At 50.0% G+C, this 22,110-nt stretch carries 17 protein-coding genes; 2 read left to right on the top strand and 15 right to left on the bottom strand.

Annotated elements, in window-relative coordinates; all coding sequences use genetic code 11:
* Positions 1-41: 41 nt before the first annotated feature.
* From KS4_RS10305 to KS4_RS10270, 8 genes are all read right to left on the bottom strand, one after another.
* Positions 42-317 (bottom strand): hypothetical protein, encoded by a 276-nt coding sequence (locus KS4_RS10305; RefSeq protein ID WP_145077680.1) that lies wholly within the window; start codon positions 315-317, stop codon positions 42-44.
* Positions 318-442: 125 nt separating this feature from the next.
* Complete coding sequence (locus KS4_RS10300) at positions 443-1,033, bottom strand: DJ-1/PfpI family protein (protein WP_145077678.1); 591 nt, start codon at positions 1,031-1,033, stop codon at positions 443-445.
* A gap of 523 nt (positions 1,034-1,556) precedes the next feature.
* Positions 1,557-1,913 (bottom strand): CGGC domain-containing protein, encoded by a 357-nt coding sequence (locus tag KS4_RS10295; RefSeq protein ID WP_145077676.1) that lies wholly within the window; start codon positions 1,911-1,913, stop codon positions 1,557-1,559.
* A gap of 214 nt (positions 1,914-2,127) precedes the next feature.
* On the bottom strand, positions 2,128-3,807 hold the full coding sequence (locus KS4_RS10290; RefSeq protein ID WP_145077674.1) for a beta-N-acetylhexosaminidase: 1,680 nt from the start codon (positions 3,805-3,807) through the stop codon (positions 2,128-2,130).
* Between the two features lie 151 nt (positions 3,808-3,958).
* Complete coding sequence (locus tag KS4_RS10285; protein ID WP_145077672.1) at positions 3,959-4,459, bottom strand: GspE/PulE/PilB domain-containing protein; 501 nt, start codon at positions 4,457-4,459, stop codon at positions 3,959-3,961.
* Positions 4,460-5,221: 762 nt separating this feature from the next.
* Positions 5,222-6,733: a rhamnulokinase gene (locus tag KS4_RS10280; protein WP_145077670.1), complete on the bottom strand. Its 1,512-nt coding sequence runs from the start codon at positions 6,731-6,733 to the stop codon at positions 5,222-5,224.
* Between the two features lie 174 nt (positions 6,734-6,907).
* Entirely contained in the window at positions 6,908-8,215 is a 1,308-nt protein-coding gene (locus KS4_RS10275) for a hypothetical protein (RefSeq protein WP_145077668.1), read from the bottom strand.
* A gap of 187 nt (positions 8,216-8,402) precedes the next feature.
* Positions 8,403-9,839 carry a hypothetical protein gene (locus KS4_RS10270; RefSeq protein ID WP_145077666.1) on the bottom strand — a complete coding sequence of 479 codons (1,437 nt, stop codon included), beginning with the start codon at positions 9,837-9,839 and terminating at the stop codon, positions 8,403-8,405.
* A gap of 158 nt (positions 9,840-9,997) precedes the next feature.
* On the opposite strand from KS4_RS10270, the gene KS4_RS10265 reads away from it, so the two are divergent.
* Positions 9,998-11,125, top strand: a complete 1,128-nt coding sequence (locus KS4_RS10265; RefSeq protein WP_200761151.1) for a phosphotransferase — start codon at positions 9,998-10,000, stop codon at positions 11,123-11,125.
* 26 nt (positions 11,126-11,151) lie between these two features.
* The gene (locus tag KS4_RS10260) at positions 11,152-12,198 is read left to right on the top strand and encodes a nucleoside hydrolase (protein WP_145077662.1); all 1,047 of its coding nucleotides are present in this window, start codon (positions 11,152-11,154) and stop codon (positions 12,196-12,198) included.
* Here the strand turns inward: KS4_RS10260 and KS4_RS10255 are convergent.
* The 7 genes from KS4_RS10255 to KS4_RS10225 form a co-directional block, all read right to left on the bottom strand.
* Positions 12,164-13,291, bottom strand: coding sequence for a hypothetical protein (locus KS4_RS10255; RefSeq protein ID WP_145077660.1), 1,128 nt, complete (start codon positions 13,289-13,291; stop codon positions 12,164-12,166). The two genes, KS4_RS10260 and KS4_RS10255, sit on opposite strands and share 35 nt — an antisense overlap.
* 85 nt (positions 13,292-13,376) lie before the next feature.
* Positions 13,377-14,012 carry a CDP-alcohol phosphatidyltransferase family protein gene (locus KS4_RS10250; RefSeq protein ID WP_200761150.1) on the bottom strand — a complete coding sequence of 212 codons (636 nt, stop codon included), beginning with the start codon at positions 14,010-14,012 and terminating at the stop codon, positions 13,377-13,379.
* Positions 14,013-14,130: 118 nt separating this feature from the next.
* On the bottom strand, positions 14,131-15,459 hold the full coding sequence (locus KS4_RS10245; protein WP_145077656.1) for a BaiN/RdsA family NAD(P)/FAD-dependent oxidoreductase: 1,329 nt from the start codon (positions 15,457-15,459) through the stop codon (positions 14,131-14,133).
* Between the two features lie 77 nt (positions 15,460-15,536).
* Positions 15,537-17,258, bottom strand: coding sequence for a S1 RNA-binding domain-containing protein (locus tag KS4_RS10240; RefSeq protein ID WP_145077654.1), 1,722 nt, complete (start codon positions 17,256-17,258; stop codon positions 15,537-15,539).
* 219 nt (positions 17,259-17,477) lie between these two features.
* Entirely contained in the window at positions 17,478-18,095 is a 618-nt protein-coding gene (locus KS4_RS10235; protein ID WP_145077652.1) for a DNA-3-methyladenine glycosylase, read from the bottom strand.
* A 9-nt stretch (positions 18,096-18,104) separates the two neighbouring features.
* Positions 18,105-21,182 carry a cytochrome c biogenesis protein gene (gene ccsA, locus KS4_RS10230; RefSeq protein WP_145077650.1) on the bottom strand — a complete coding sequence of 1,026 codons (3,078 nt, stop codon included), beginning with the start codon at positions 21,180-21,182 and terminating at the stop codon, positions 18,105-18,107.
* A gap of 70 nt (positions 21,183-21,252) precedes the next feature.
* Positions 21,253-21,867: a hypothetical protein gene (locus KS4_RS10225; RefSeq protein WP_145077648.1), complete on the bottom strand. Its 615-nt coding sequence runs from the start codon at positions 21,865-21,867 to the stop codon at positions 21,253-21,255.
* Positions 21,868-22,110 lie beyond the last annotated feature (243 nt).

Below are 22,110 nucleotides of genomic sequence, written 5' to 3'. Positions count from 1 at the left end.
GATTAAAAAACGACGGCCGGATGGTCGTCGTTTTTATTTTTCTAATTCAGCTTAAACGTCGTTATTGCTTCATCGATACCATCAAAATAATCTTCATAAAACCCTGTTTTATCCAGGCCCGGCGGATCAGCATAGATCTCCCCCTCACTGCCGTGCGTAACAATCCAATGCTTTGGTACTGCTGCGCCATTGCTTACAAATAAATGTGACGGATACAAGCTCGGTTTCCGATCTTCCCCAAAAACCACGATAATAATCTGCACAGATGCCAATGACAGGATACATTTTGCCCTGAGTAAAAGGGAGCTTGCCTTCAAATATCTCTATCGAATCTTGATGATCAGTCAATCTTACTTGCATGTTAGAATTCTATATCATTGATACATCAATCGTAAACGACTTTCTGGTCAACAAGTGTGGATTTACACAAGACGCTCTAGAATTACAACGTAACTTGAATACCAAGCACTTTCATAAACTCTCTTAACCACATCCACATACCATGCCATTCGACAGCCGTCACGAGGTTGCCATCAACGACAACCCCCTCATGCCCTAGCTTCACATATTCAGCACCGGCTAACTCGACTTCCGTTTGTACGACAAAATTACCAGTCATCCGCCGCCCCTTCATCAACCCCGTTGCCAGCAGGATCTGTGGCCCGCGGCAGATCGCTGCGATTGGTTTATTGCTCTCGATAAAATGAGTCGCAATGTGTCTAACTTTCGAATAGGTTCTAAGATATTCACAAGAACGGCCGCCCGGCACGATTAACGCGATGTAATCCTCAGCATTAATTTCATCCAGCGTCACGGTTAGGTTGATCCGATGCCCCTCCCACTCCGTTACCGTCTGGTACTTGTCATTCATATCATGAACACAAGAAGCAACCGTATCTCCTGCCAATTTACTTGGACAGCCAACCTCAACCTCAAAACCTAACGCTTTGAGCATGGTGTAGGGGGCAATGTACTCATAATCCTCACCGAAGTCGCCAGTGATGAGAAGGATTTTATTCGATGAGTTACTCATTCTCAGCTCCTGTCATTCTTTGATCAGCCAAGGGTATTCGCAAAACAGAATATTGGATTATTCGCAAGCTGAATGCGATAAGCGAGGTGGACGTTGTTTTTGTGCGCACAGAAGTATTAGCAGATCGCGGATAATCCATAGAACTGATACAAAGAGTGGAATGAGTAATGAGTTTCAATCGCTGCTGTGAGGCGGGTTTGAGCGCACGGAAATTTTCTGAGACGCGCATCTGTGCGCAAAATCAGCTGTGGATAAACACACTTTTTGGGTTATTACATGCAATAGCTCATTAAACCTTGCCTGTTTCTAACCAAAGTTTACTGTTTTGTGTCGATTTCTGAGTGTTTTGAATATGTGCTCTAAATGTTGGCCGCTGTCTGATTTATAAGCTTTAAAGGCATTTAGGGGTGTGTTTGTGCGCGCTTCGCGAATTGTTTAAAAGCAAAGCAAAACGTGCGCACAGATCATGTTTGTACGCACGTTTTGCTCCGTACTCAATCTAATCGTAAATGAGAGACTGACTTTATTTGGCCTTATCACCCGGGGCAGGATGGGTACCGATGATGAGCGGGATGTTCGGGCCGATCTTCTTTTCGATTGCCTGTTTCATCTGTTCCCAGTGGGGGCAAGCAAAGCCGATCGGCGTACCTTTGGCAATACAAGTACCCATAAAAATCGCTTCCGCGCCGCGTTTCACCATCTCAGCCGAACGGGCAACCGCCTGTTTGCCGGGGCAGCCGCCGCAACTGATAAAACCGATGATTTCGCATGGGCCAAATGGTTCAAAATTGAACCTGCCTGTTGATGCCGCTTTAAAGCAAGAGGTGCCTGGGCAAAGATGCTCTGTTTGTTGGCAACGAATGATTCCGACTTTTTTCATAACTGACCTTTTACTGTCCCTGTCTGATCTACATCATCTCACTTATTGCAAGTGATGAACAGGAAGGGAACACAGGCGGTTATATTTTTATCGTGTGCAGTCAATGGTTAGGCATGCCAATGACAGTAAGAGTGTATTATCGCATATGCATTTGGAGATGACAAATAGATCGCATGAAAAGTCGTATTAAGACTATATTTGTAGGGTTTAAGTATTATTGATTGGCTGATGGTTTAGGGTTTGGGGTATGGGGTTCGGTTTCACTATCGAGGGGGCGATAGTAGACATTCATATAGTCGAGCCGCTTGAGGTGGGTTTTGAGGCGATCATGGAAGTTGGTGTAGTCGCGATTATCTTGCGGTGACCAGCCGATCTCAGCGATGGCAATACCGCGGGGGAAGGCCATCCATTCCACCTGCCAAGGAGCCAGCATATATTCGGTCCAGATATTGCCTTGAACGCCGAGTACACGTTCGGCATCATCGGGTTCAATACCTTCGGTGGGGTTGAAACTGTAAACTTTTTGCAGGGGGAGGTAACCACCGATAGCGGGTGGTTCACGTCGAGTGTTACGGGCTTGATAGTAATCGAGGTAGACGTGTGTGGTCGGGGTCATGATGACGTTGTGTCCAGCTTTGGCTGCGGCGATGCCGCCTTCGGTACCACGCCAACTCATGATCGTGGCGGAGGGTTGAATGCCGCCTTCAAGGATTTCGTCCCATCCAACAATGTATTTGTCCTTGGTTAATAGGAACTCTTCAATTCTATTCACGAAATAGCCTTGAAGCTGTTCGATGTTGGTGAAGCCATTTTGATCCATGATCTGCTTTGCAAGCGGGTTGTTGACCCATTCATTCTTTGGGACTTCATCGCCACCAATATGGATGTATTGATAGGGGAATAATTCGGCGACTTCATCGAGGATATTTTCGAGGAAAAGGAAGGTGCGTTCTTCGAGGTTGAAGATGTGGCTGGAGATGCCCCATGTGGTGCGGACGGGGATGGGGTCCATGCTGTTGCCGAGGTATGGGTAGGATGCGATGGCGGCTTGGGCGTGGCCAGGCATTTCGATTTCGGGAAGGATTTCGATGTGTCTTTTTTTGGCGTAGTCAACGATTTCACGGATATCTTGTTGTGTGTAGAAGTGTGGGCCGTAGACGGTGTCGTTACCGAGGTTGCGATTGTTGGCGAATGGTGATTCGGCGCGAATGGAGCCGTAGGAAGTGAGGAGGGGGTAGCGTTTGATTTCGATGCGCCAACCTTGGTCGTCGGTGAGGTGCCAGTGAAGGCGGTTGAGTTTGTGGATGGCCATGATGTCGAGGAGTCGTTTGACGAATGTTTTGCCGTGGAAATTGCGGGCCTCATCGAGCATGAGGCCGCGGTATTTGAAGCGTGGCGTATCGGTGATACGGACGCCGGGGATGGCCCAGTGGGTATGCTCGTCGTCATCCTCGGAAGGAGAGAAGGCTTGTACGGGCATGAGTTGTCGGAATGTTTGTATGCCGTAGAAGATGCCGGTGGTGGTGTTGGCGTTGATGGTGATGTTTTTGGGAGTGACGGTGAGTGTGTAGCCTTCATCGCCGAGTATGGGGTCTGGGTTATCAGTTGAGAGGATGATGACACTGCTGTCGCGTTCATGGTTGGAGATCATGGGCGCGAAGCCTGAGGAGGGGAGGATGTAGTCGATGAGTTGCTTGGCGAGGGGTTCGGTGTCGGGTGTTTTTGCGAGGATGAAGGTTTGAGAGGTGAGGACGAAGGGGTCGCCGATGGGCTCGATTTTTTGAGGCTGAGGGATGATGTTGTAGGTGTTTGAGGCTTGTTGAGCGGTTAGGTTGAGGGGTGAGAAAAGGATGATGCTGATGCTGAGGCAGATCAGGATTGTTGTGCTTTTCATGCGTAAATGTTAAGCGATAGTGTGTGTGTGGTCATGTCGTATGAGGGTGAATATGAAAAAGCCCTACGGTGAAGCAGGGTTTTTTCTGAGCAGTTATGTGCTTTATCTATATTTTCTTTTTAGTATGCGATAGGCAGTTGTGCAGGCTGCTTTAGGCTTCATCAACACCTTCATAGTCGTAACGTTCTGCGATGAACATTTCGAGGAGGTGCGATTCGACGAGTGTGAGTTTGAAGGGTGTTTCGGTGAGGTGCTGTTGGAGCATGTTTAGTGCGGCGTCGAGCATGGACTTGGTGGTGGCACAGATGAGGGTGCCTTCGTGCATGCGGATGGGTAGGACGAGGTTCTGCCAAGCGAGCTCGGGGGTGAGCATGCTGAGGCAGGTTTGATCGAAGGTTTCGTTGAAGAGGTTGATGGGTCTGGAGTCGAGGATCATGTCGCCGACGTTTGATTGCTCTTCGTGGATTTCGGCTTCTGAGTGGTCGTCAGAAGTCCAGTTGAGGTGTTCTTTGTTCTGATCAAGTAGATGATTGGGTTTACTGACGGGTCTGACATTGTTGGGTGGTGAGGTTGTGAGTTTAAGATTGGGGCCGGGGTCATCGGCGGGTTGTTGTTTGAGTGCAGAACCGTTTGCAGCTTTAAGTGGACGCATGGCTTGATCTCCAGCGGTAGTTTGCGTTTGCCTCGGTGCTGAGTCGAGGTCTTGTATGAAACGCTATGGCGCAACATCGGCGTTGCGTAAGGCAGCCTTTAACTTTAGGCCACTAGGTCGGTACTAATTTGCCCTGCAGGAAAAACATTAAGTTGGTCTGTAGGGTTTGGGGTAATTGGAGCAGGCGCGTGTGGGGTTGTGAGTGTTCTTGTCACATGGGGGGAGTGAGTCATGGTTGTTGAGTTGTGAAAGAAAGTCATGGTTTTGCGTGCCTGCTTAATACCACTCAAGCCAAGCGGAGCGAACAGATGAGAGTGTGTGAGCGTTTTGGGTATCTGTCCGATATTCTCAAATCTATCGGCAATCGTTGCGGGGATCTGCCAATAAGATTCACTGTTTTTTAACGAAAAACTAAAAAATTTAAGCGGTCATGATAAAACGAAATTGAAGTGTGTCCAGACGGTATTTGGGAAATGTGTTGTACGGGGTATACGAAAGTCGGACAAAGTGGATATGGATTTCGGAAGAAATAGCGGAGGCGTGTGTGGGAATCGGTTTGAGAGGCTTGGTGTGAGATACGTGGGGTATTGTGATAGGCGGTTGTGAGGGGATTGGGGGGTGGTCGAGGGTGTTAGATCGGGCGAGAAGGTGGGGGGGAAAGTGGTGTGGTGATGGAGGTGAGCTTCGGAATTGTTAATTACGAAAAGCGTCCAGAAAGCTAATCAGTGGTTAGAAAAAAGTTTTAAATTTTTGCCGATGTAATTAACAATTTGTATCGGTTTGGCAGAGATCGGCGAAGCGATCTGCTTGGTGATCGTAGGCGGTGGTATTCTGGGGGGAGAAGGTTTTGAGATCGAATGAGTTTCGGACGATTTGTCGGAGATGATGTAGGTTTCGGACGTGGCGAGAGCCGATGGCTTGGGTGAGCGCGTTGCCGATGGCAGTGGCTTCGTATGGGCCGACGATGACGGTACAGCCGGTGGCATCGGCGGTCATTTGGTTGAGGAGGTCGTTTTTACCGCCACCGCCGACGATATGGAGTGTGTCGATGGGCTGTTTAAGAAGCGTTTGGAGTTTGCGGTGCGTATCACGATAGGCGAAAGCGAGGGATTCGAGGCAAGTACGGGTGAGCTGGCCATGGGTCTGGGGGATGGGCTGGGAAGTGGTGGTGGCAAAGTCAGCGATTTTTTGGTGGATGTTATTGGGGGTACTGAAAGGTGCGTGTGCGGGGTTGATGAGTGTTCGGAAAGGATCGGCTTGGGCGGCGGCGGTGGTGAGTTCTGGGTAGTCGTAGGTTGTGCCTTGTGTGAGGTAGTCGCGTCGGACTTCCTGGACGAGCCAAAGACCGGCGATGTTTTTGAGGAAGCGGATTTTATTTTCGACACCGCGTTCATTGGTGAAACCGGCTTCGCGTGCGGCATCGGTGAGGATGGGTTGATCGATTTCGGCGCCCATGAGAGACCATGTGCCGGAGGAAAGGTAGGCCCAATTGCTTGAGTTTTGAGTGTCGACAGGAACGGCGGCGATGGCGGAGGCAGTGTCGTGTGAGCCGGGCAGGATGACTTTGATGGGTGGGCAGTTGCAGCGTGAGGCTATATCGGGGGTGATTGGGCCGAGGGTTGAAGCGGCGGGCCGGATGTTGTGAAGGAAGTGGGTGGGGAGGTGTAGTTTGGCGAAGAGCTGTGTGGCCCATTTGCCTGTGCGTGGGTTGAGCATCTGAGAGGTTGAGGCGATGGTGGCTTCGTTGGCAGGTATGCCTGAGAAGAAGTAGTGGAGCAGGTCGGGGATGAAGAGGATGTGCTGTGCGTGCTGGAGTGGGATGGGGTTGGCGTGCTTTTGGGCGAGGAGTTGGAAGAGGGAGTTGAAGGGAAGGAATTGGATGCCTGTGGCGGCATAGAGATCTTTGGGGGGAATGGTTTGGAGCGCTGCTTGCATGGCGGGAGGATTGCGGTCATCGCGGTAGGCGAAGGGGAGGCCGAGGAGTTGGTTGGCTGGGCCGAGTAAGGCGTAGTCAACGCCCCAGGTGTCGACGCCGAGTGAGATGAGGTCGATGTTGTTTTTGCGGGCATGAGCGGCGGCTTTGGTGAGGCCGTCTTGGAGATGTCGCCAAGTTTCGATGATTGCCCAGTGGTAGCCAGAAGGTGTGTGTTGCGGGAGGTTGAGGAATCGGTTTATTTCTTGGAGAGAGATGGTGTCGCTTTGAAGGGATGCGAGAATGGTGCGGCCGGACTCTGCGCCGAGGTCGAAAGCGATGAAGCCAAGAGGGTTGGGCATGGTTTTGCTCCGCGGTGAGAAGATGCAACATAATTACTGAGTGATCGAACAAATAGACGTGATGAGTATAGCTAATTCGTGATAAGTTTTGAAAAGTTATATGCTGTTATAGAAAGGATTATGTTGCTGAGGGTGGGCAAATTATTGAGGAGAGCGGGTGTTGTGAGGGGAAGGTTATTTGGAGGGGGAGGGCGCGAGAGATTGAGGGAAGTTTATTTGCTGGTATGGGCCGAGATTGAATGTGATGTCGGTGTAGATATAGGAGGGGGGAGGTGAAGCGGGGAGGTAGCCAAATGTTGGGGTGGCGTTTGAGGTGTAGGCGCGAGCTTGGTTATCGAGATGGTCGGGGCCAAGAGCATAAATGACGACAGCATTTTGGGTGTGCTTGTATCGGAGTGGTGAGCGATTGAAGGGGTCGATGGGAATGTTTGGGAGGAGGTCAGGTGTGAGTGGTTCGAGTGAAGTGGGGTAGGAGCCGTTGGTGAGCTGATAGCGTTGGAGGGCGAGGGCAACGATGAATGTGTTGAGGCGGGCTTGAGCGGTGGCGAGGTCTTGTGAAACGAGGCGGATGTATTGAGGGAGTAGGTTTTTGCTGAGTATTTCAGAATCGGGCAGCTGCTGGGTTTGCTTGAGTAGATCGGAGTAGTTGAAATCGTAGTTGTCGAGGCGGAGGAGGAATTCAGTTGTTAGGCGGGTGAGGGTTTGTTTGTTTGAGGAGAGTTCATCGGGTGTGAGGTTGGCTTGCGGGTCGATGAGATCGGTGATGTAGTCGCGTGTGTAGATGAGGGCTTGGGATCGTTGGTAGAGTATGGCGGCTTTGGCCTGCGGGATAAGCTGGGTGTTATAGAGTTTGCGTTGGATGTCGCGGAGCTGATTGGGGGTGAGGATGTTGAGGGGGAGGAGGTGTTCGAGTTGCGCAAAAATGAGGAGGATTTCGATACGGGTTTTGACGGCTGGGATGTGTTCGTCGGCGGCAAGAGATTGAGAGAGTGTGATGAGGTGGAGTAAGTCTGCGGTGAGTCGGCGGTTGTCCTTGAGGTGTGCGGCAATGAGGGCGTCGAGATGGATGAGCGAGGCGGTATGCTTGATATTGGGGAGATGGGGGAGGGGCTGATTGTAAGTGGATGCGTTGGTGAGATCACGGGGCCAACGTGTGGGTAGATCTGGGTTGATCGATCGGAGGGTGATGATTGCGTTTTGACTGGATTTTAAGAGGTTTTGAGCTGCGGAGAGGTCGGACTCAGAGAGGGTTTGGCCGAGGGTATAGGTTGTGATTAGTGTGTGGAGGAGGGATTGCTGATCGGCTGAGAGGGTGAGCAGATTGAAGGCTGCGTTGTAATGATCGGCGGCGTTGGTGATGGTGGCGTTAACGGGGGGGAGTGCGGTATTAGGAGTTTGAGTGTCAGGTGAGGAGGAGGTTTGTGCGCATAGGATCGGTGCGATCGAGAGCAGGCATATGATGATGAAGTGTCGTCCTGACATAGCACGTACATCCGTGTGTGGTTTTGAAATCGCGTACTGTGAAAGAATTTCAGTCGGCGAGAAAAGGCCAAAAGAAAGACTGATATGGCTGATTTGATTATAGCAAATGGGTGTATGGGTGAACAGCACGGTGGATAGCTGTCTAAGGATGAGTTAGATGTTAGTGCATTGAGAATTTCGAGTGGGATTAGAAATCCATCATGAGCTCGTCAAGAACAGAAGATTCGTCGGTTGGTTCTTGGAGGGCAGGTGTGTTGGGATGAGACGGAGGTTGAACTGGGAAATGGGTCTTTTGGTAGTCGAGGAAGGAGATGGTGATATCGGTGAGATCAGGATTGTCCGGTGAGGTGTTGGTGATGGTGAGAGGGGGATGGCCGAGCAGGCGATCACCGAGTGGCGTACGTTCGCGGCCGTGATTGTCGATGAGGTCAAAGCCGATGGAGTAGACGACGGCGCCGGACTCGTCATAGCGGTATTTCAGTGGGCGGGCTGGGAGATAGGGGTCACGTGGGATTTGAAGAAGGTGTGTGGGGATGAGTGAATTGAGGGTTGGGGGGAACTGGCCATGCTGGATGAGGCGGTATTGCTCAATCGCAAGGGCGGTGATGGTGAGTTGCTGCCGCGTGTAGAGATCTCGGGTTTGTTGAAGGGAGTTGGTGAAGTCGATAAAAATTTCACGTATTAGTGCGAGTTTGTCTGGGAGATTAATGACGAGGTTAACAGAATCGGAAGCATTGACGGCGGGGTATTCTGGGGCGTCAATGAGCTGCTGCATGATATCAAGGTAGGTGCCGAGGTTGGTTTTGATGGCAGATCGCTGTTCAAGGGAACCGATGTACTGGTAGGGGTCGTGCTTGGTGATGACAAGCATGAGGGCTCGTTCGCCTATCAGAGCGCGACGGTAGGTGTAGAGAAGGCTGATGTCTTCCAGTTTATTCTGTAGAGTTTGGAGCTGTTCTGCGGTGAGACGCTGATAGACGGTGGCACGCTCGATCTGATTGAAGAGATTTTCGTAGAGGTTGAGCTGCAGGTTATGGGCGGTGATGGTGGGCTCGTTGGAGAGAGATTGCGTGAGATGGAGGTAGAGAAGGATGTTCTCGAAAAACTCATTGTTGCGGAGGTGGTGAGCTGCGATGATGGCGCGGAGTTCGATCAATTTTGCGAGTGTGCGGATCTTAATGTGATGAGAGAGGTCGGGGGCATCATCAGTGGTGAATGTTAATGGGTAGCGCGAGTCGTGTTGTTTTGAAGCGGTGATGAGTTGGTTGATTGCGCTTTGATTATCGAGGAGAAATTTTTCAGACGCAGCGGCGGTGTGGGTTGGTAGGCGATCGCATGCGTGGAAAATGGTCGCGTCATTGGGGTCGAATAGGGGGATAGAAGTTGAATACTTTGTGCGTGAAAATGGTTGAAGAAGATCATAGGCTGCAAGGTAGTGGGTTGCGGCGTTTTGATTATCGGGTACGGATGGGTAATAGTCGTTGAGATCTGTGGGGAAGCTGGGCGTGGCGGTTTCTTTGAGTTCTTGCAATGCTGCCCGCGTGGGGAGATCGTATTCGAGTTGCTGTGCAGTGGTTGAAATGTGCGGGGACATCAGCAGAAAAATGAAGATGATAAAGCGCATGACATTCTCCGGAAAGGGTACATGAGCATGATAACCTGAGGGTTGGCAGAATAACAGAGGGTTAATCATGACGGGGGGAGTGATGATGAAGTTGGGTGTGAAAGTTGCTGAAATATAGGTAGCCGGTCGGTATGTGCGCGGTGATTGGGGAACAAATAATGCTCAGTGAATCAATAATGGTCAGACGGCAGGAATTAGATCGAGAGAAGGGTTTTGTGTGGCTGGATTTGGAGGGTGGTGGTGATATTGCATTGATAGAGGATCTGCTGCGTAGGCGAGGATGGATTGGAGGGCGAGCGAAGGTTGAGAAGATTGAGCAGGCGGGTGAGGGGAATATGAATTTGGTAATGCGGGTGTATGTGAAGGGAAACGAGGGCAGGGGGGAAAGTGGTCGGCGGATGATTTTAAAGCAGGGGCGGCCTTGGGTTGAGAAATATCCGGAGATCGCTGCGCCGTGGGAGCGTGTTGGGCAGGAGTATGAGGTCTATCGTGTAATTAGGGATATTGTGGGTGTGAGGGAATGGGTGCCGGGGGTTGTGGGGTATGATGATGGGATGCGGATGCTGGGGCTTGAGGATCTGGGCGAAGGTTTGGGGATCGATGCGTTTTATCAAGGCAAGGGGATGGATGAAGAGGAAGTTGATTGGTTAGCAGGTGTGTTGAAGCGGTTGCATGGAGCGGAATTGAGTAAGGAAGTACGGGAAGGGTTGCAGAATGAGGATATGCGGCGGTTGAACTATGAGTATCTGTTTGTGCAGCCATTGAATAGAGGCGGTGAAAATGATGAACGACTAGATGGGTTTGAGAAAGGGTTGTTGGCGGTTGTGAAAGATTTAAGGCGGGATGAGCCGTTGCGTGAAGGTGTGCGAGAATTAGGTGAGATATACATGGATGTTGAAGGAAGAGGGGGCGTGCTGTTGCATGGTGATTATTACCCGGGCAGTTGGCACAGGCCGATTAAAGTGAGGAATGAGAGCATCCGCGGAAGACGGGGTGTGCTGGATTGGGAATTCAGTTTTGTGGGTCATCGTAGTGTGGATCTGGGTGTTTTTGTCGGGCATGCAGCGATGTCTAAGCAAAAGATAGATGTGGTTGAACGGTTTTTGGCTGTGTATGAAAGTGTAGGAGATTCGGTGATGAGTGGCTTTGCGGGGAATGAAGTGATTCGTCGGCTGGCTGGGGTTGCGCAGTTGCCGATTGAGAAGAGTGATGGATGGCGAGCAGAAATGTTGGTGAGAGCGCGTGAGGCTATTGTGAATGGTGATTGGCGGGCGCTATGGCGATAGACGACTGATGAGAAAGGTGAAATGATATGAGATGGCTATTGTATGTTGTCGTTGTATTAGTGAGCTATGGGCTGATGAGTTGCGGTGGTGTGAGCGATCGTGAAGTAGAGGGCGGTGGGGAAAAGATACAGGTTTGGATGGATGTTGACCCGGCGAACGGAATCGGTGAGGTTGATGATGGATTGATGATGATTGCGGGGTTTAGTAGTGAGCGGGTGGACGTCCGTGGGGTGAGTGTTGTGTTTGGGAATTCGCCGGTGGTGTATGGGAAGGCGATCGGTGGGAATATTGTGAGAGCGTTTGGGCCAGAGTATTTATGGTCGGAAGGTGTGCATGTTGGGGCTGAAAGTGATCGTGATTTAGGAGAAGAGACGGAAGCGGTGAAGGCGATGATTGCGGGTTTGGAGGGTTTGGAAGCGGATGAGTCGATGGTGGTGTTGGCAACAGGGCCGGTAACGAATGTGGCGACGGTGTTGCTGAAGAGGCCGGATTTGCAGGAGAAGATACAAAAAATTGTGGTTGTTGCAGGGCGGAGGCCGGGCCAAAAATTACGATCAGGCGAGATGGATGAGATCAGATTTACGGATTTGAATTTTGAGAATGATGTAGAAGGGATGCAGGTATTATTGCGGAGTGAGGTGGAGTTGGTGTTGGTGCCATGGGAGGTGGCGAGTCAGGTTTGGTTGACACGAGATGATTTAGAGAAGCTACGCGCGGAAGGCGGCGGACGAGGGATTTATATTTATGCAACCACGCAACACTGGTTTGATGCGTGGGAGAAAGAATTTGGGGCGGGGAAGGAGAAAGGGTTTAATCCGTTTGATACGTTGGCATTGGGATATGTTGTAGATCCGGGCATGTTTGAGACCGAAGAGGTGGTTGCAAGAGTGGAACGTGGGCTCAGTGATATGAAGGGTGAGGAGATGAAGATGAAAGACTATCTGACGGTTAGGAAAGTAGGGGAAGTTGTTGCGGGTGTGGATGAGGATGCGGCATGTAAAGAGGTGTGTTATGTGTATGGGGTTGACGCGAAGAAGTTTAAGGAGTGGCTTCTTGAGCATCTGAGGGATTGAGATCGAGTGAGATGTTGAAAGTGAATGGTTTGTTGTCTTTGATTGCGCTGATCGCTTGATCGATATTGCATTTAGTTATGTTGGACATGCGTGTTTCGCCGCCTAGGTGGAGGAGTTGGAATTTTGCGGGCATGTGGGTGAGGGGGATTTCGCCAAGCGTGGTACGCCAATCTTCAATTGATACGTTGCCTTTACGGTGCATGTCGATCAGTGTGGTGTAGTAGTAGATGATGTAGTGCTTGCTGGCGACGTAGTAGGATTCATCCAAGTCTTCGGGAAGCTTATTTCCCAATTCCAAGGCGAGCTTAAAATCGTCTATTGATATATCTATGAGACTTGTTCGGTCGAACATGATGCCGTCTGGGATGATACTGTGCAGATCGATTGGCTGTAGGGATGTGATGATTTTGGTTTTGTAGTCTGCTGGGATTGTTTCGTTGTGGGTGATGGGTTCGATGAGTTGTAAGGCGGTTGAAATAATGGATATACGAACCATGAGTGATATGGCGATAGGTTCATTTTTGAGCGATTCTGCGAGGTTTAGGATGGTCAGTATGTTGTCATAAACGCGAGCGTGATCTTGCGTGTGGTAAGCGTTGTAGATATCGAGTCGGAGCAAATGCATTGCCTGACGCAATTGGCTGAGATGGGGCAAGAGAGCGGCGATGCCGTCTGTGTATTTGATGGGGTATTGGCAGGGCTTTGTAAAATCAATGTTGCGGATTGCGGTAAGGGCAGGTTTGTTGCGGGCTAAGTGTTCGTCGATAATAGGCTTGAGGTGAGAGGGAATTGGGGTGAGGATACTCTCGATGGATGATTCGTATTGAACGAATGGGAGTGCGTTTTTAGGTTTTTTATTTGGTTCTGGTTCTTTGATCAGCTTGAGTGCGGCAAGGGTATTGTTTGCTTGGTTGTCGGGTGAGGTGGGGTAGCGGGAGGCAAAATCTTCGAGTGTGATTGGTTCGTCGACGGATGTGATGTATTCGAGCAGTTCGTTGTATTGTTGTTGCGCGTTTGCTGTGTCTTGCGCGTGCAATGCGGGTGAGAGGGTGAATAGGAAGATGGAAAGAATTGATAGGATGTGATGATTCAATGTTTGCCCTTGGTTTTTGTGACGATGAGGATGCAGGATAGCGTTATGGGCTTCATGAATGCAAGATGAAAATGAAGGGGAGGAATTATTGAGGTTTGTTTGCTTTGATGAGTGAGGCGGCGGATGTGATGTAGGGGATGCCGGAGATGATGGTGGCGATGACGGTGGCGTAGACGAGGATATCGCGGATGATGGCAAGATACTCGCGGCCAGGCTGCTTGGGGTCGAGGTAGACAATGATGAGGATGATGGGGATGACGATGCACTGGAGGATCATTTTGATCTTACCCCACCAGTTGGCTTGGAAGTTGATGCCATCACCTTCGAGTTCGCCACGGATGCCTGTGACGAGTAGTTCGCGTGCGAGAATGACGACGACCATCCAGGGGTAGATGCCTGTGACCATATTGAAGAAATCGCCATCAGCTGCGCTTTCGGGGATGACAAAGCGGGCGCCCATGAGGTAAATGAAAGCGCCGACGACGAGGATTTTGTCGCAGAATGGATCGACGATGCGGCCAAATTTTGAGACGACATCCCATTTACGGGCGTAGTAGCCATCGAGGGCGTCGGTGATTGCACCAATGACGAAGAGGACGGTGGCGGCGATGAGGTAGATGTCAGTGTTGGTGCCGTAACGGTATTGATTGAGTGTGAGGAAGAAGAATGCGGCGAAGAAGAGTCGTGAGACGGTGAGTGCATTGGGGAGTTGGCGGTACATGTGGGCGGCTCCTTCTCTGTGTCTCGTTGCCGAATAAGGGGTTACGGGATTATTGTAGCGTATCGGCGAGGGGAGCGTGAGGGGTTGAAAAGGTGCTGTGGATGAAATTGAGATCGGTTTAATCGATGGAAGCGGAGATCGCTTGAGCGGCGATATAGGCGGTGGACCAAGCGAATTGGAAATTGAACCCGCCGATACGACCATCTACATTGAGGATTTCGCCAATAAGGTGGAGGTTGGGGGTGTGACGAGAGGACATGGATTTGAGATTGATTTCGGTGAGAGGGATGCCGCCTGCGGTGACCTCGGCGTAGTTCCAGCCGCGATTGCCAGTCACATTGAGGGGGAGTGCGAGAAGGGTGTGGATGAGTGATCGGCGATGATCGCGTGATAGTTGGGCGAGCGGTGTTGTGGGATCGATATTGAGGTGGTGTGAGAAAATAGCGGTTAAAAGCTTGGATGAGCCGGGGATGTGGGCGAGGTAGTTTTTGGTGATGTGATTGATGAGGTGGGAGGTGGGGGATTGTTTTGCTGCGGCGATGAGTTGTTGCTCGAGTGATTCGAATGAGTGATTGGATTGATCGCTGATCAGTGATGCGGTGAGTTTGGCGTGAGGGTCGTTTTGCGTGGCGGCGATGAAGTGTCGAGAGATGTCCATGGCGGCGGGGCCGGAGAGACCGAAGTGTGTGAGTAAAAGTGAGGCGGAGTGCTGATGGATGGTTTTGCCGGTTGAAGCGGAGAGTGTGAGAGTGGTGTCGAATGAGAGGCCAGAGAGGGAAGTGAGATAATGGCCTTTTGGGAAGGTGAGTGGGACGAGGGCAGGGGTCGTGTTGGTGATGGTGTGGCCGAGTGCCTGGGCGAGGGTGTAACCAGAGCCGTCTGATCCGGATTTGGGCAAGGAGCGGCCACCAGTAGCGAGAATGATGGTACGAGGTGTGAATTGATGAGTGTTCTCAGTACGGACTTCAAATTGAGGTGAGGAAGGAGGACGTGAGTGCAGTGGTTGAATAGATGAGACTTTGTGATTGGTCAGGATGGTTATGCCAAGGCGGCTACATTCGGAGAGTAGTGCGTTGAGCACATCACGAGCCGAGTCGGTTGTGGGGAACATTTTGCCGGTGGGTTCTTGTTTGAGAGAGATGCCGATCTGTTCGAAGAAATTAATGGTTTGTTTGATAGTGTAAGATTTGAGAATTTTATTGATCTGGTTTTTCGATGCACCTGCGTAGTCTTTTGGCGAAACTTTGTGGTGAGTGACGTTGCAACGTGAACCCCCTGAGACGAGGATTTTTGTGCCGACTTGCTTCGCTGAATCAAGGATGAGGATGTTTAGGTTTGGGTTGATGCGTGCAGTGTGGATCGCGGCGAAGAGGCCTGCGGCACCAGCGCCGATGATGAGAACGTCGGGTGAAGTGAGCGATGAGATTGGTTTGTTGATATGTGTCATGATGCGTGTGATTCGCGTTTAGAAAAACGGCAACTCGTGAGAGTTGCCGTGGAAGTGTTTAATTGTGGGGGCGGTTTTTATTTCAGGAAATCTTCGAGCTTGAGGCCGCCAAGTCCCATGCCACCAACATCGCCGAGACCTGATTTGAGGTCGTCGCGTTTGGGACGTCTGCTGGAGGTCATTTGTGATGGGCGTGGGTCACGCTTGCCACCACGTGGCTCAGATGATTTAGCGATTTCTTCTTCAGATTTGCCGATGGCTTTGATCGAAAGTTTGATCTTGCGTTCGGACTCTGAGATTTCGATTACGCGGAATTCATGTTCTTCACCAACATTGAGAACGGAGTCGACAGAGCGGACACGCTTGTCGGAGAGTTCTGAGATGTGAATGAGACCTTCGACGCCAGATTCGAGTTCGATAAATGCGCCGAATGTGGTAAGCGAAAGGACCTTACCTTTGATGACGGAAAGTTTCGCGTACTTATGTTCTGCACCAACCCAAGGGTCGCCGAGCGATGACTTGATCGAGAGCGACATTTTATGTTTTTCTGGATCGAGTGAGATGATAGCGAGGTGGATTTTATCGCCGACTTTGACAACATCGTTCGCAGAGCGGACACGGCCCCATGACATTTCAGAAATGGGGAGGAGGCCTTCGATGCCTGCTTCGAGTTCGACAAAAGCGCCGAAGTTCGCAGTGCGGAGGATCTTGCCTTCGACCTGATCGCCAACCTTGTATTTACCATCGACGAGTGACCAAGGATCTGGCTTGACTTGCTTCATGCCAAGTGAGATGCGGTCTTTTTCCTTGTCGAGCTTAAGGACTTTGACTTCAACCTCTTCACCGACTTTAACGAAGTCGGCTGGTTTGTTGACATGGGTATAGGACATGTCGGTGACGTGGACGAGGCCGTCTACGCCGCCGAGGTCGATGAATGCACCGAAGTCGACGATTGAGCGGACTTTGCCTGTGAGGACTTGTCCGACTTCGATTTCAGCGAGTACTTTTTCTTTGGCTGCTTTACGTTCGATATCGAGCTGTTGGCGACGTGAAAGCACGACGCGTTTGGCTTTATGGTCGATTTCCTGAACGACACCTGTGAGCTTTTGGCCGACGAATTGTTCAAGGTCTTCGACATGGTGTGTGTCGATTTGTGATGCGGGCATGAAGCCTTTGATAGAGCCGACGAGTTCGAGTTCGAGGCCGCCTTTGTTGGTGGCGGTGCAGCGAGCTTCGATTGACATGCCGGCTTTAAGCTGTTGCCAGTTCGCTTGTGAGACGGCGCCTTCGCGTGAGAGGAAGACGAGGCCTTGGGATTCGTCGATGTGGTCAACTACGAAGTCCATGATGGTGCCGATACGCGGAGGACGATCAAACTGAGCGGCAGGGACAACACCCTGGAGTTTCAGTTCTTCGCCAGCGAGGTCGATGAAGACATCGTCGCCGCGGATTGCAGCGATACGGCCACGACGGACGGTAGAGTGGAACTCGCCTGGATCTTTGTTATCTGAGTCAGCTGAAGCGGCTTCTGCAAGCTCTTTGGTTTTGGCTTCGTCGGCTTCCATGATTTTGTCGAGAGATTGGCCGCCGAGCGCTGCTTCGATTTCTTTCTCGAGGTTGGTTTCCGTCGCTGGTTCTGCAGGTGCAGGTGCGGCGGGTGTTGGGGTTTCTGCGGCGACGGGTTCTGCAGTCTGCTCGGGTTGAGCAGGTGCTGGCTCTGGTGTCGGCTGAGCGGGTTGCTCCGCGGTTGCCTGAATTTCGGGAGCCTGTTCCTGTGAATTGCCTTGATTCGATTCCATAAAGAAAATCCAAAGAGTAAAGTAAATTGCTCGAGCGGCTGTATGAGGCTGACACGGGGTCGTTAATTAAATGGCGGACCCTGTTGCCGATCTGGCGGTTGCTAAGAAACACGTATTCACACAGCTTGCTATGGGCTACAGCTTACCCGCGGGGACATTTAAATTCCAATCCGAGGGGGTATATAGCGGGCTGGTATATATAGGAGACATTCTAGCGGATTATTGGCGGGAAACATGCAGATTGCCGGTTAAATGAAACCTTAATGGTTTTTTTGCCCATTCTTGCGCGTAATTGACACCAATTCGGGGTGAAGCGGTGATTTTTGACGTTGAATGGGATCGTTTTCTCACCTGAGCGATGTAAAGGGGGGATTGATCTGAGCAGAGGTCTGCTCCATCGAGTGCACGGGCGATATCGAGGGCTTGGGTGAGTTTTGCGGGACCTGAGCAAAGATTGGTGGCGGATTTGGCTTTAGGACGCATGGAATGAATAAAGGGCAGATTATGGGTGGGCTGTAAAGCGCGGATTAGGACAGCTTGCGGGGTGCTTTCAGGCATGGTGGTACAGTTGACGCAGTGATGCAAGCCGTAGGTAAAGTAAACGTAAGCATGACCGGGCAGGCCCCACATCGTGCGGACTCGATCGGTGCGGTGATAATTATAGGTGTGAGCGGCCTTATCTCTGACGCCTAGATAGGCTTCGGTTTCGACAATGATGCCAGCAATGGGTTCTTTGGTGTCAGGATGATTGCGGACAAGCAGTTGGCCGAGCAAGGCGCGGGCAACGGTGACAGTATCACGGTTGAAGAAGTCGCGGTGAATATGTGGCGGGATCATATGCATCGATCATACAGGCTGCTTAATGCGTGGCGGCTTCCGTTTGGGCGTGAGGAAGTTGGGGGCAGAGGCCCATGAGCGAATCGGCATCATGCCAACAGACATCATGGCGACTTGTGAGGCGATGAATATCCAGAGCCAAAAGAATCCGGACTCCATGAAGCCATAAGAGTGTAAGCCAGCACCGAGTAGATTGGTTCCAAACCATGAGAAAGCGCAGATGATGTTACCACCAATTGCGAGGACGGCGATGCCACGTTGTTGTATCAAGCCGCCCCATCGAGCATGAAGGATCAATGCTGTGATTAGAACGATGAGTACCGCGCCGTTTTCTTTCGGGTCCCAACCCCAGAAGCGGCCCCATGATTGATCCGCCCAGATGCCACCAAGCACGGTACCAACGAAGGAGAAAAATAAAGCAAATGCGGTTGTGGCATAGATCATCGTCGTGAGCGTTCTTGCACGTTCTTTGGTGAGTGACTTGGTGTAGACACCTTGAACGATATAAATGATTGCGAATAGGCCGGCTAAGAATACAGCAGAGTAACCGATGGTGATGGTGATGACGTGTGTGGTGAGCCAAAAATTGGAATCGAGGACAGCCTGCATCATCTGCATCGTGTCACCCGTAGCAAGGTTATGAGCGAGGATGAGTGTCAGCATACCAATAACAGATGCGGCAAGCGTTGGAATTAGATTCTTAAAGAATCGTTCCATTAACATAGCCATGATGATGGCAAACCATCCGACAAAAACAGCTGACGAATATAGATTCGTTACCGGTGGGCGTCCTGTTATATAGATACGTGATGCAATCGCAAATGTGTGCAGGAGGAATGTTATGACCAGAATGACCACAGCCGTTCTTGCGAGGAATCGTAAAAAGTTTGAACGCGGTCTATCCGTGTTATGTTTCAGTAATGAGACAACAAGCGTGAAGATGGCAAGAAAGAAAACGATGGCATAAAGAACTATGCCGTGATAGAACGGCTGCATTTTGTTGAAGGCAAACTCAAAGTTAGATTTCGCGACCATTGGCTCATGCTTGACTTCAAGATATTCCGTGTAAGCATTGACTGATTGGCTAAAACTGACTTGCGATTGTACAGCGAGTGTTGATTCTGCGTTGTATGTTCCAGCATATGAAGAGAAGATGTTCTGCCAATATGCGACAGATTCCTGTACATCTGTTTTCTTATCATGAATAGTGCGCGTGATCGGGTCTGTGATTGGTTCCCAATCTCGTTGGTCCGAGGGCGGAATCAGGTATGGCGTACGCATCGCTTGGACATCTGCGAGCAAGCTCAAATTCGAGGCGAGCACGATGGCGTTGTTTTGATATAGCGAGCGTTGACGATCCGGTATTTTATTGGCTTCTTGAGCATCGGTTACGATCTGCTCAATGAATGGCTGCAGTTGCTCAATCGAAAAGTATTTTACCTTGTCATCCGTAACACCCAGCATCGCTTTAATATCCGGGTTATCAATGCGGAAAACTTTGTGTTTCACCGCGACTTGCGGATTCGTAATGAAATCCAGCAGGAACGTATTGCCGTCCTGTTTGTTGCCTTGCTCATCTTTAAAGGTTTGTTTGCCCATGAGCTTGATCATTGTCGCACGAGCAAACGAATCCATTGGCTTGACGCGGCCTTCAGCCGTGACCGGTAGGCGGGCGAAATTAGCTTTGGCAACATCAGATGGTTGCGCCGGTTTTTGCATGAGCGGTGCATAGATGTATGTACAGACCAATAGCGCGACGATTGTAGTGGCAATGACATATTTTTTGGGTAGATGCCCAAGTTTGGCTGATTCATCCAAGGGACTTTTTTTGACCTTTTTCTCAGCTTGCGTTTGCCTATTCGCAAATTTCGTAAACATCAATCCGAAATGCAGCAATAGACCCAGTGACATAATGGCTGATGAGATATATGGAACAGTCCAGCCGGGATTGTCGACGACCTGGAGAACCGTGCCTTTTTCATCCTGTGTGAAGGAGGATTGAAAGAAAGTTTCGCCGCGATATCTCAGCGGATGATTCATCCAGATTTTAACGGGTCGTTCTTCGTTGTTTGTCGGATCTTTGAGGATGATATCTGAGGAGTAGTTCCGTGGTATATTCGTGCCTACAAAGCGGTCGAATCGGAAATCTGTCAAGTGTATTGTGTATGGTTTGTAGAGACGCTTGAATCGTAACGAGAGTTCGTAAACTTTTTCGCCGACAGTAAACGTGTGGGGCATGTCGAAACGACTGAAAAGCAATAATGTTTCAGATCGTCCATCCGCATTACTAATCGTTAAATAGATGGACGGTGTATTCACCTTCTGTTCAACATCTGTGCCCGTGACGTCGGGGATCGGAAAACTTGCATATTCCGTGAGGCCCAATCCATACGTTGCTGGGTTTTGCCAATCTTTCGGAAGCCTTGGTTCAGACAATGGAACCAAGATTGCATTGCTCAGATATTGATCGATACGTATATCGAATGGTAACTTGGCAATTGCATTCTCAGCGAGATTCGCTTGTGTGATCGGACGGAGATTTTTAGCTGAGTTGACCAGAACCGATTGAGGGATCGGGATCACGAGATCTTGCACCGGATCAGACTTGTCAACGATTGCTAATTCAACCTCTCGTATGTCTTCGGAGAAATTGGCATACGATCCTTCAGGGATCAGCATTTGCGATTCAACAGCCAAAATACCTGTTGCGAATTCACCTGCTAACAGCAAGACAAGCCCACTATGGATCACCAAAATACCGAGACGTTTGCGATTAAATTTGAACGTTGCAATAAATGCAGCCATCAAATTAATCAGCACAAGGGTCCCAAGCAATGCGCCGCCCGGGAATGGAAACGAGAATGTCGAATCGCTGAAGATGGAGTTGTCAGGCATAATATCCCGAATCGGGATATTGACGATCAGCGAACGGAAATAATCGTTGACAACTTCCCAGTTGCCAACAAATCGCTGAGCGAGCGTGCCAGCGACAACAAGAAAAATCGACATTGCAAAAAGCAACACCGTCAATTTCAATGAAGCGAGTGTTTTGAAAATCATCATGCCAGGCGTTGTTTTCTTACCCATGATTGCGTTTGATCCGATCTTTGTACGCTCCCACCCTTGAATTGGTTTGTTCCAATGCTTAAGCACAAAATTATTGGAAATGAATAGATTGCAGGAATGTCGCAAATGCCTCACTGTTTTGGTTCAGCAAATTAGGTTGGCCTGTCATCTTGATATACCAAGTGCGTCCCTGTTCAGGCACCGCGATCGATGCGATCACAATGCCTTGTGTCTGTTCAGAATCGCCTAGCACAAAGACCGTGGCAATTTGGCCATCAACGTCTAGTGTTTGTGAATCCTGCTGGTCGAGTGATCGTAATGTCTGGAGCCCGAGCTGTCCTCGCCAGCGGTTCAGGTTGGCAAGCATTCCTCCACCATCGCCATTCAGCTTCGAAACGGTAATCATTAAACCCTGATCCGTTTTGTAGGCCGCATCAATCATGCTACTGATATTCTGTTGAGCAACCCAAGCTTTAGGAACCGTGTATGTGATCCCATTATTTACAGTGGCTTGACCCGGCCCCGTCTCATTCTCAGTTTGATTCGCGATTTCGCCATTAACTGGATGGTTATGTCCTGTATGATCATTCAGATGCGGCGGATCCTTTGGCGCATAATACGGACTGATTTTTTCTTCCTCGCACCCCCCCACCATAACCACAATAAGCAATCCACCGATGAAGGACATTCTCACGCTGCGAATCATATATTGCACCTTAAGTTATGAATCTTCTGTCACGTTCCTCAACATAGATTAGCGATCAATCCCATGACGCTCAATTAGCAAACTGCTTTGAGTATAAAAGTATTGCGAGTGACGAATGCTTATCCTCTCTTACTCAATAATTATTAATCAATGTGATGTGATTTTATATGCTGACCAAATGGTGCAAAGTTTTATAATCACACTCGTCTATCTGTATTTATATAAAGACCGAATCGTCTTTAA

Origin of the sequence: Poriferisphaera corsica (assembly GCF_007747445.1) — a bacterium.
GTDB lineage: Bacteria > Planctomycetota > Phycisphaerae > Phycisphaerales > Phycisphaeraceae > Poriferisphaera > Poriferisphaera corsica.
The sequence above is the reverse complement of the archived record's forward strand: the minus strand, read 5'-3'. Positions and strand labels throughout refer to the sequence as shown.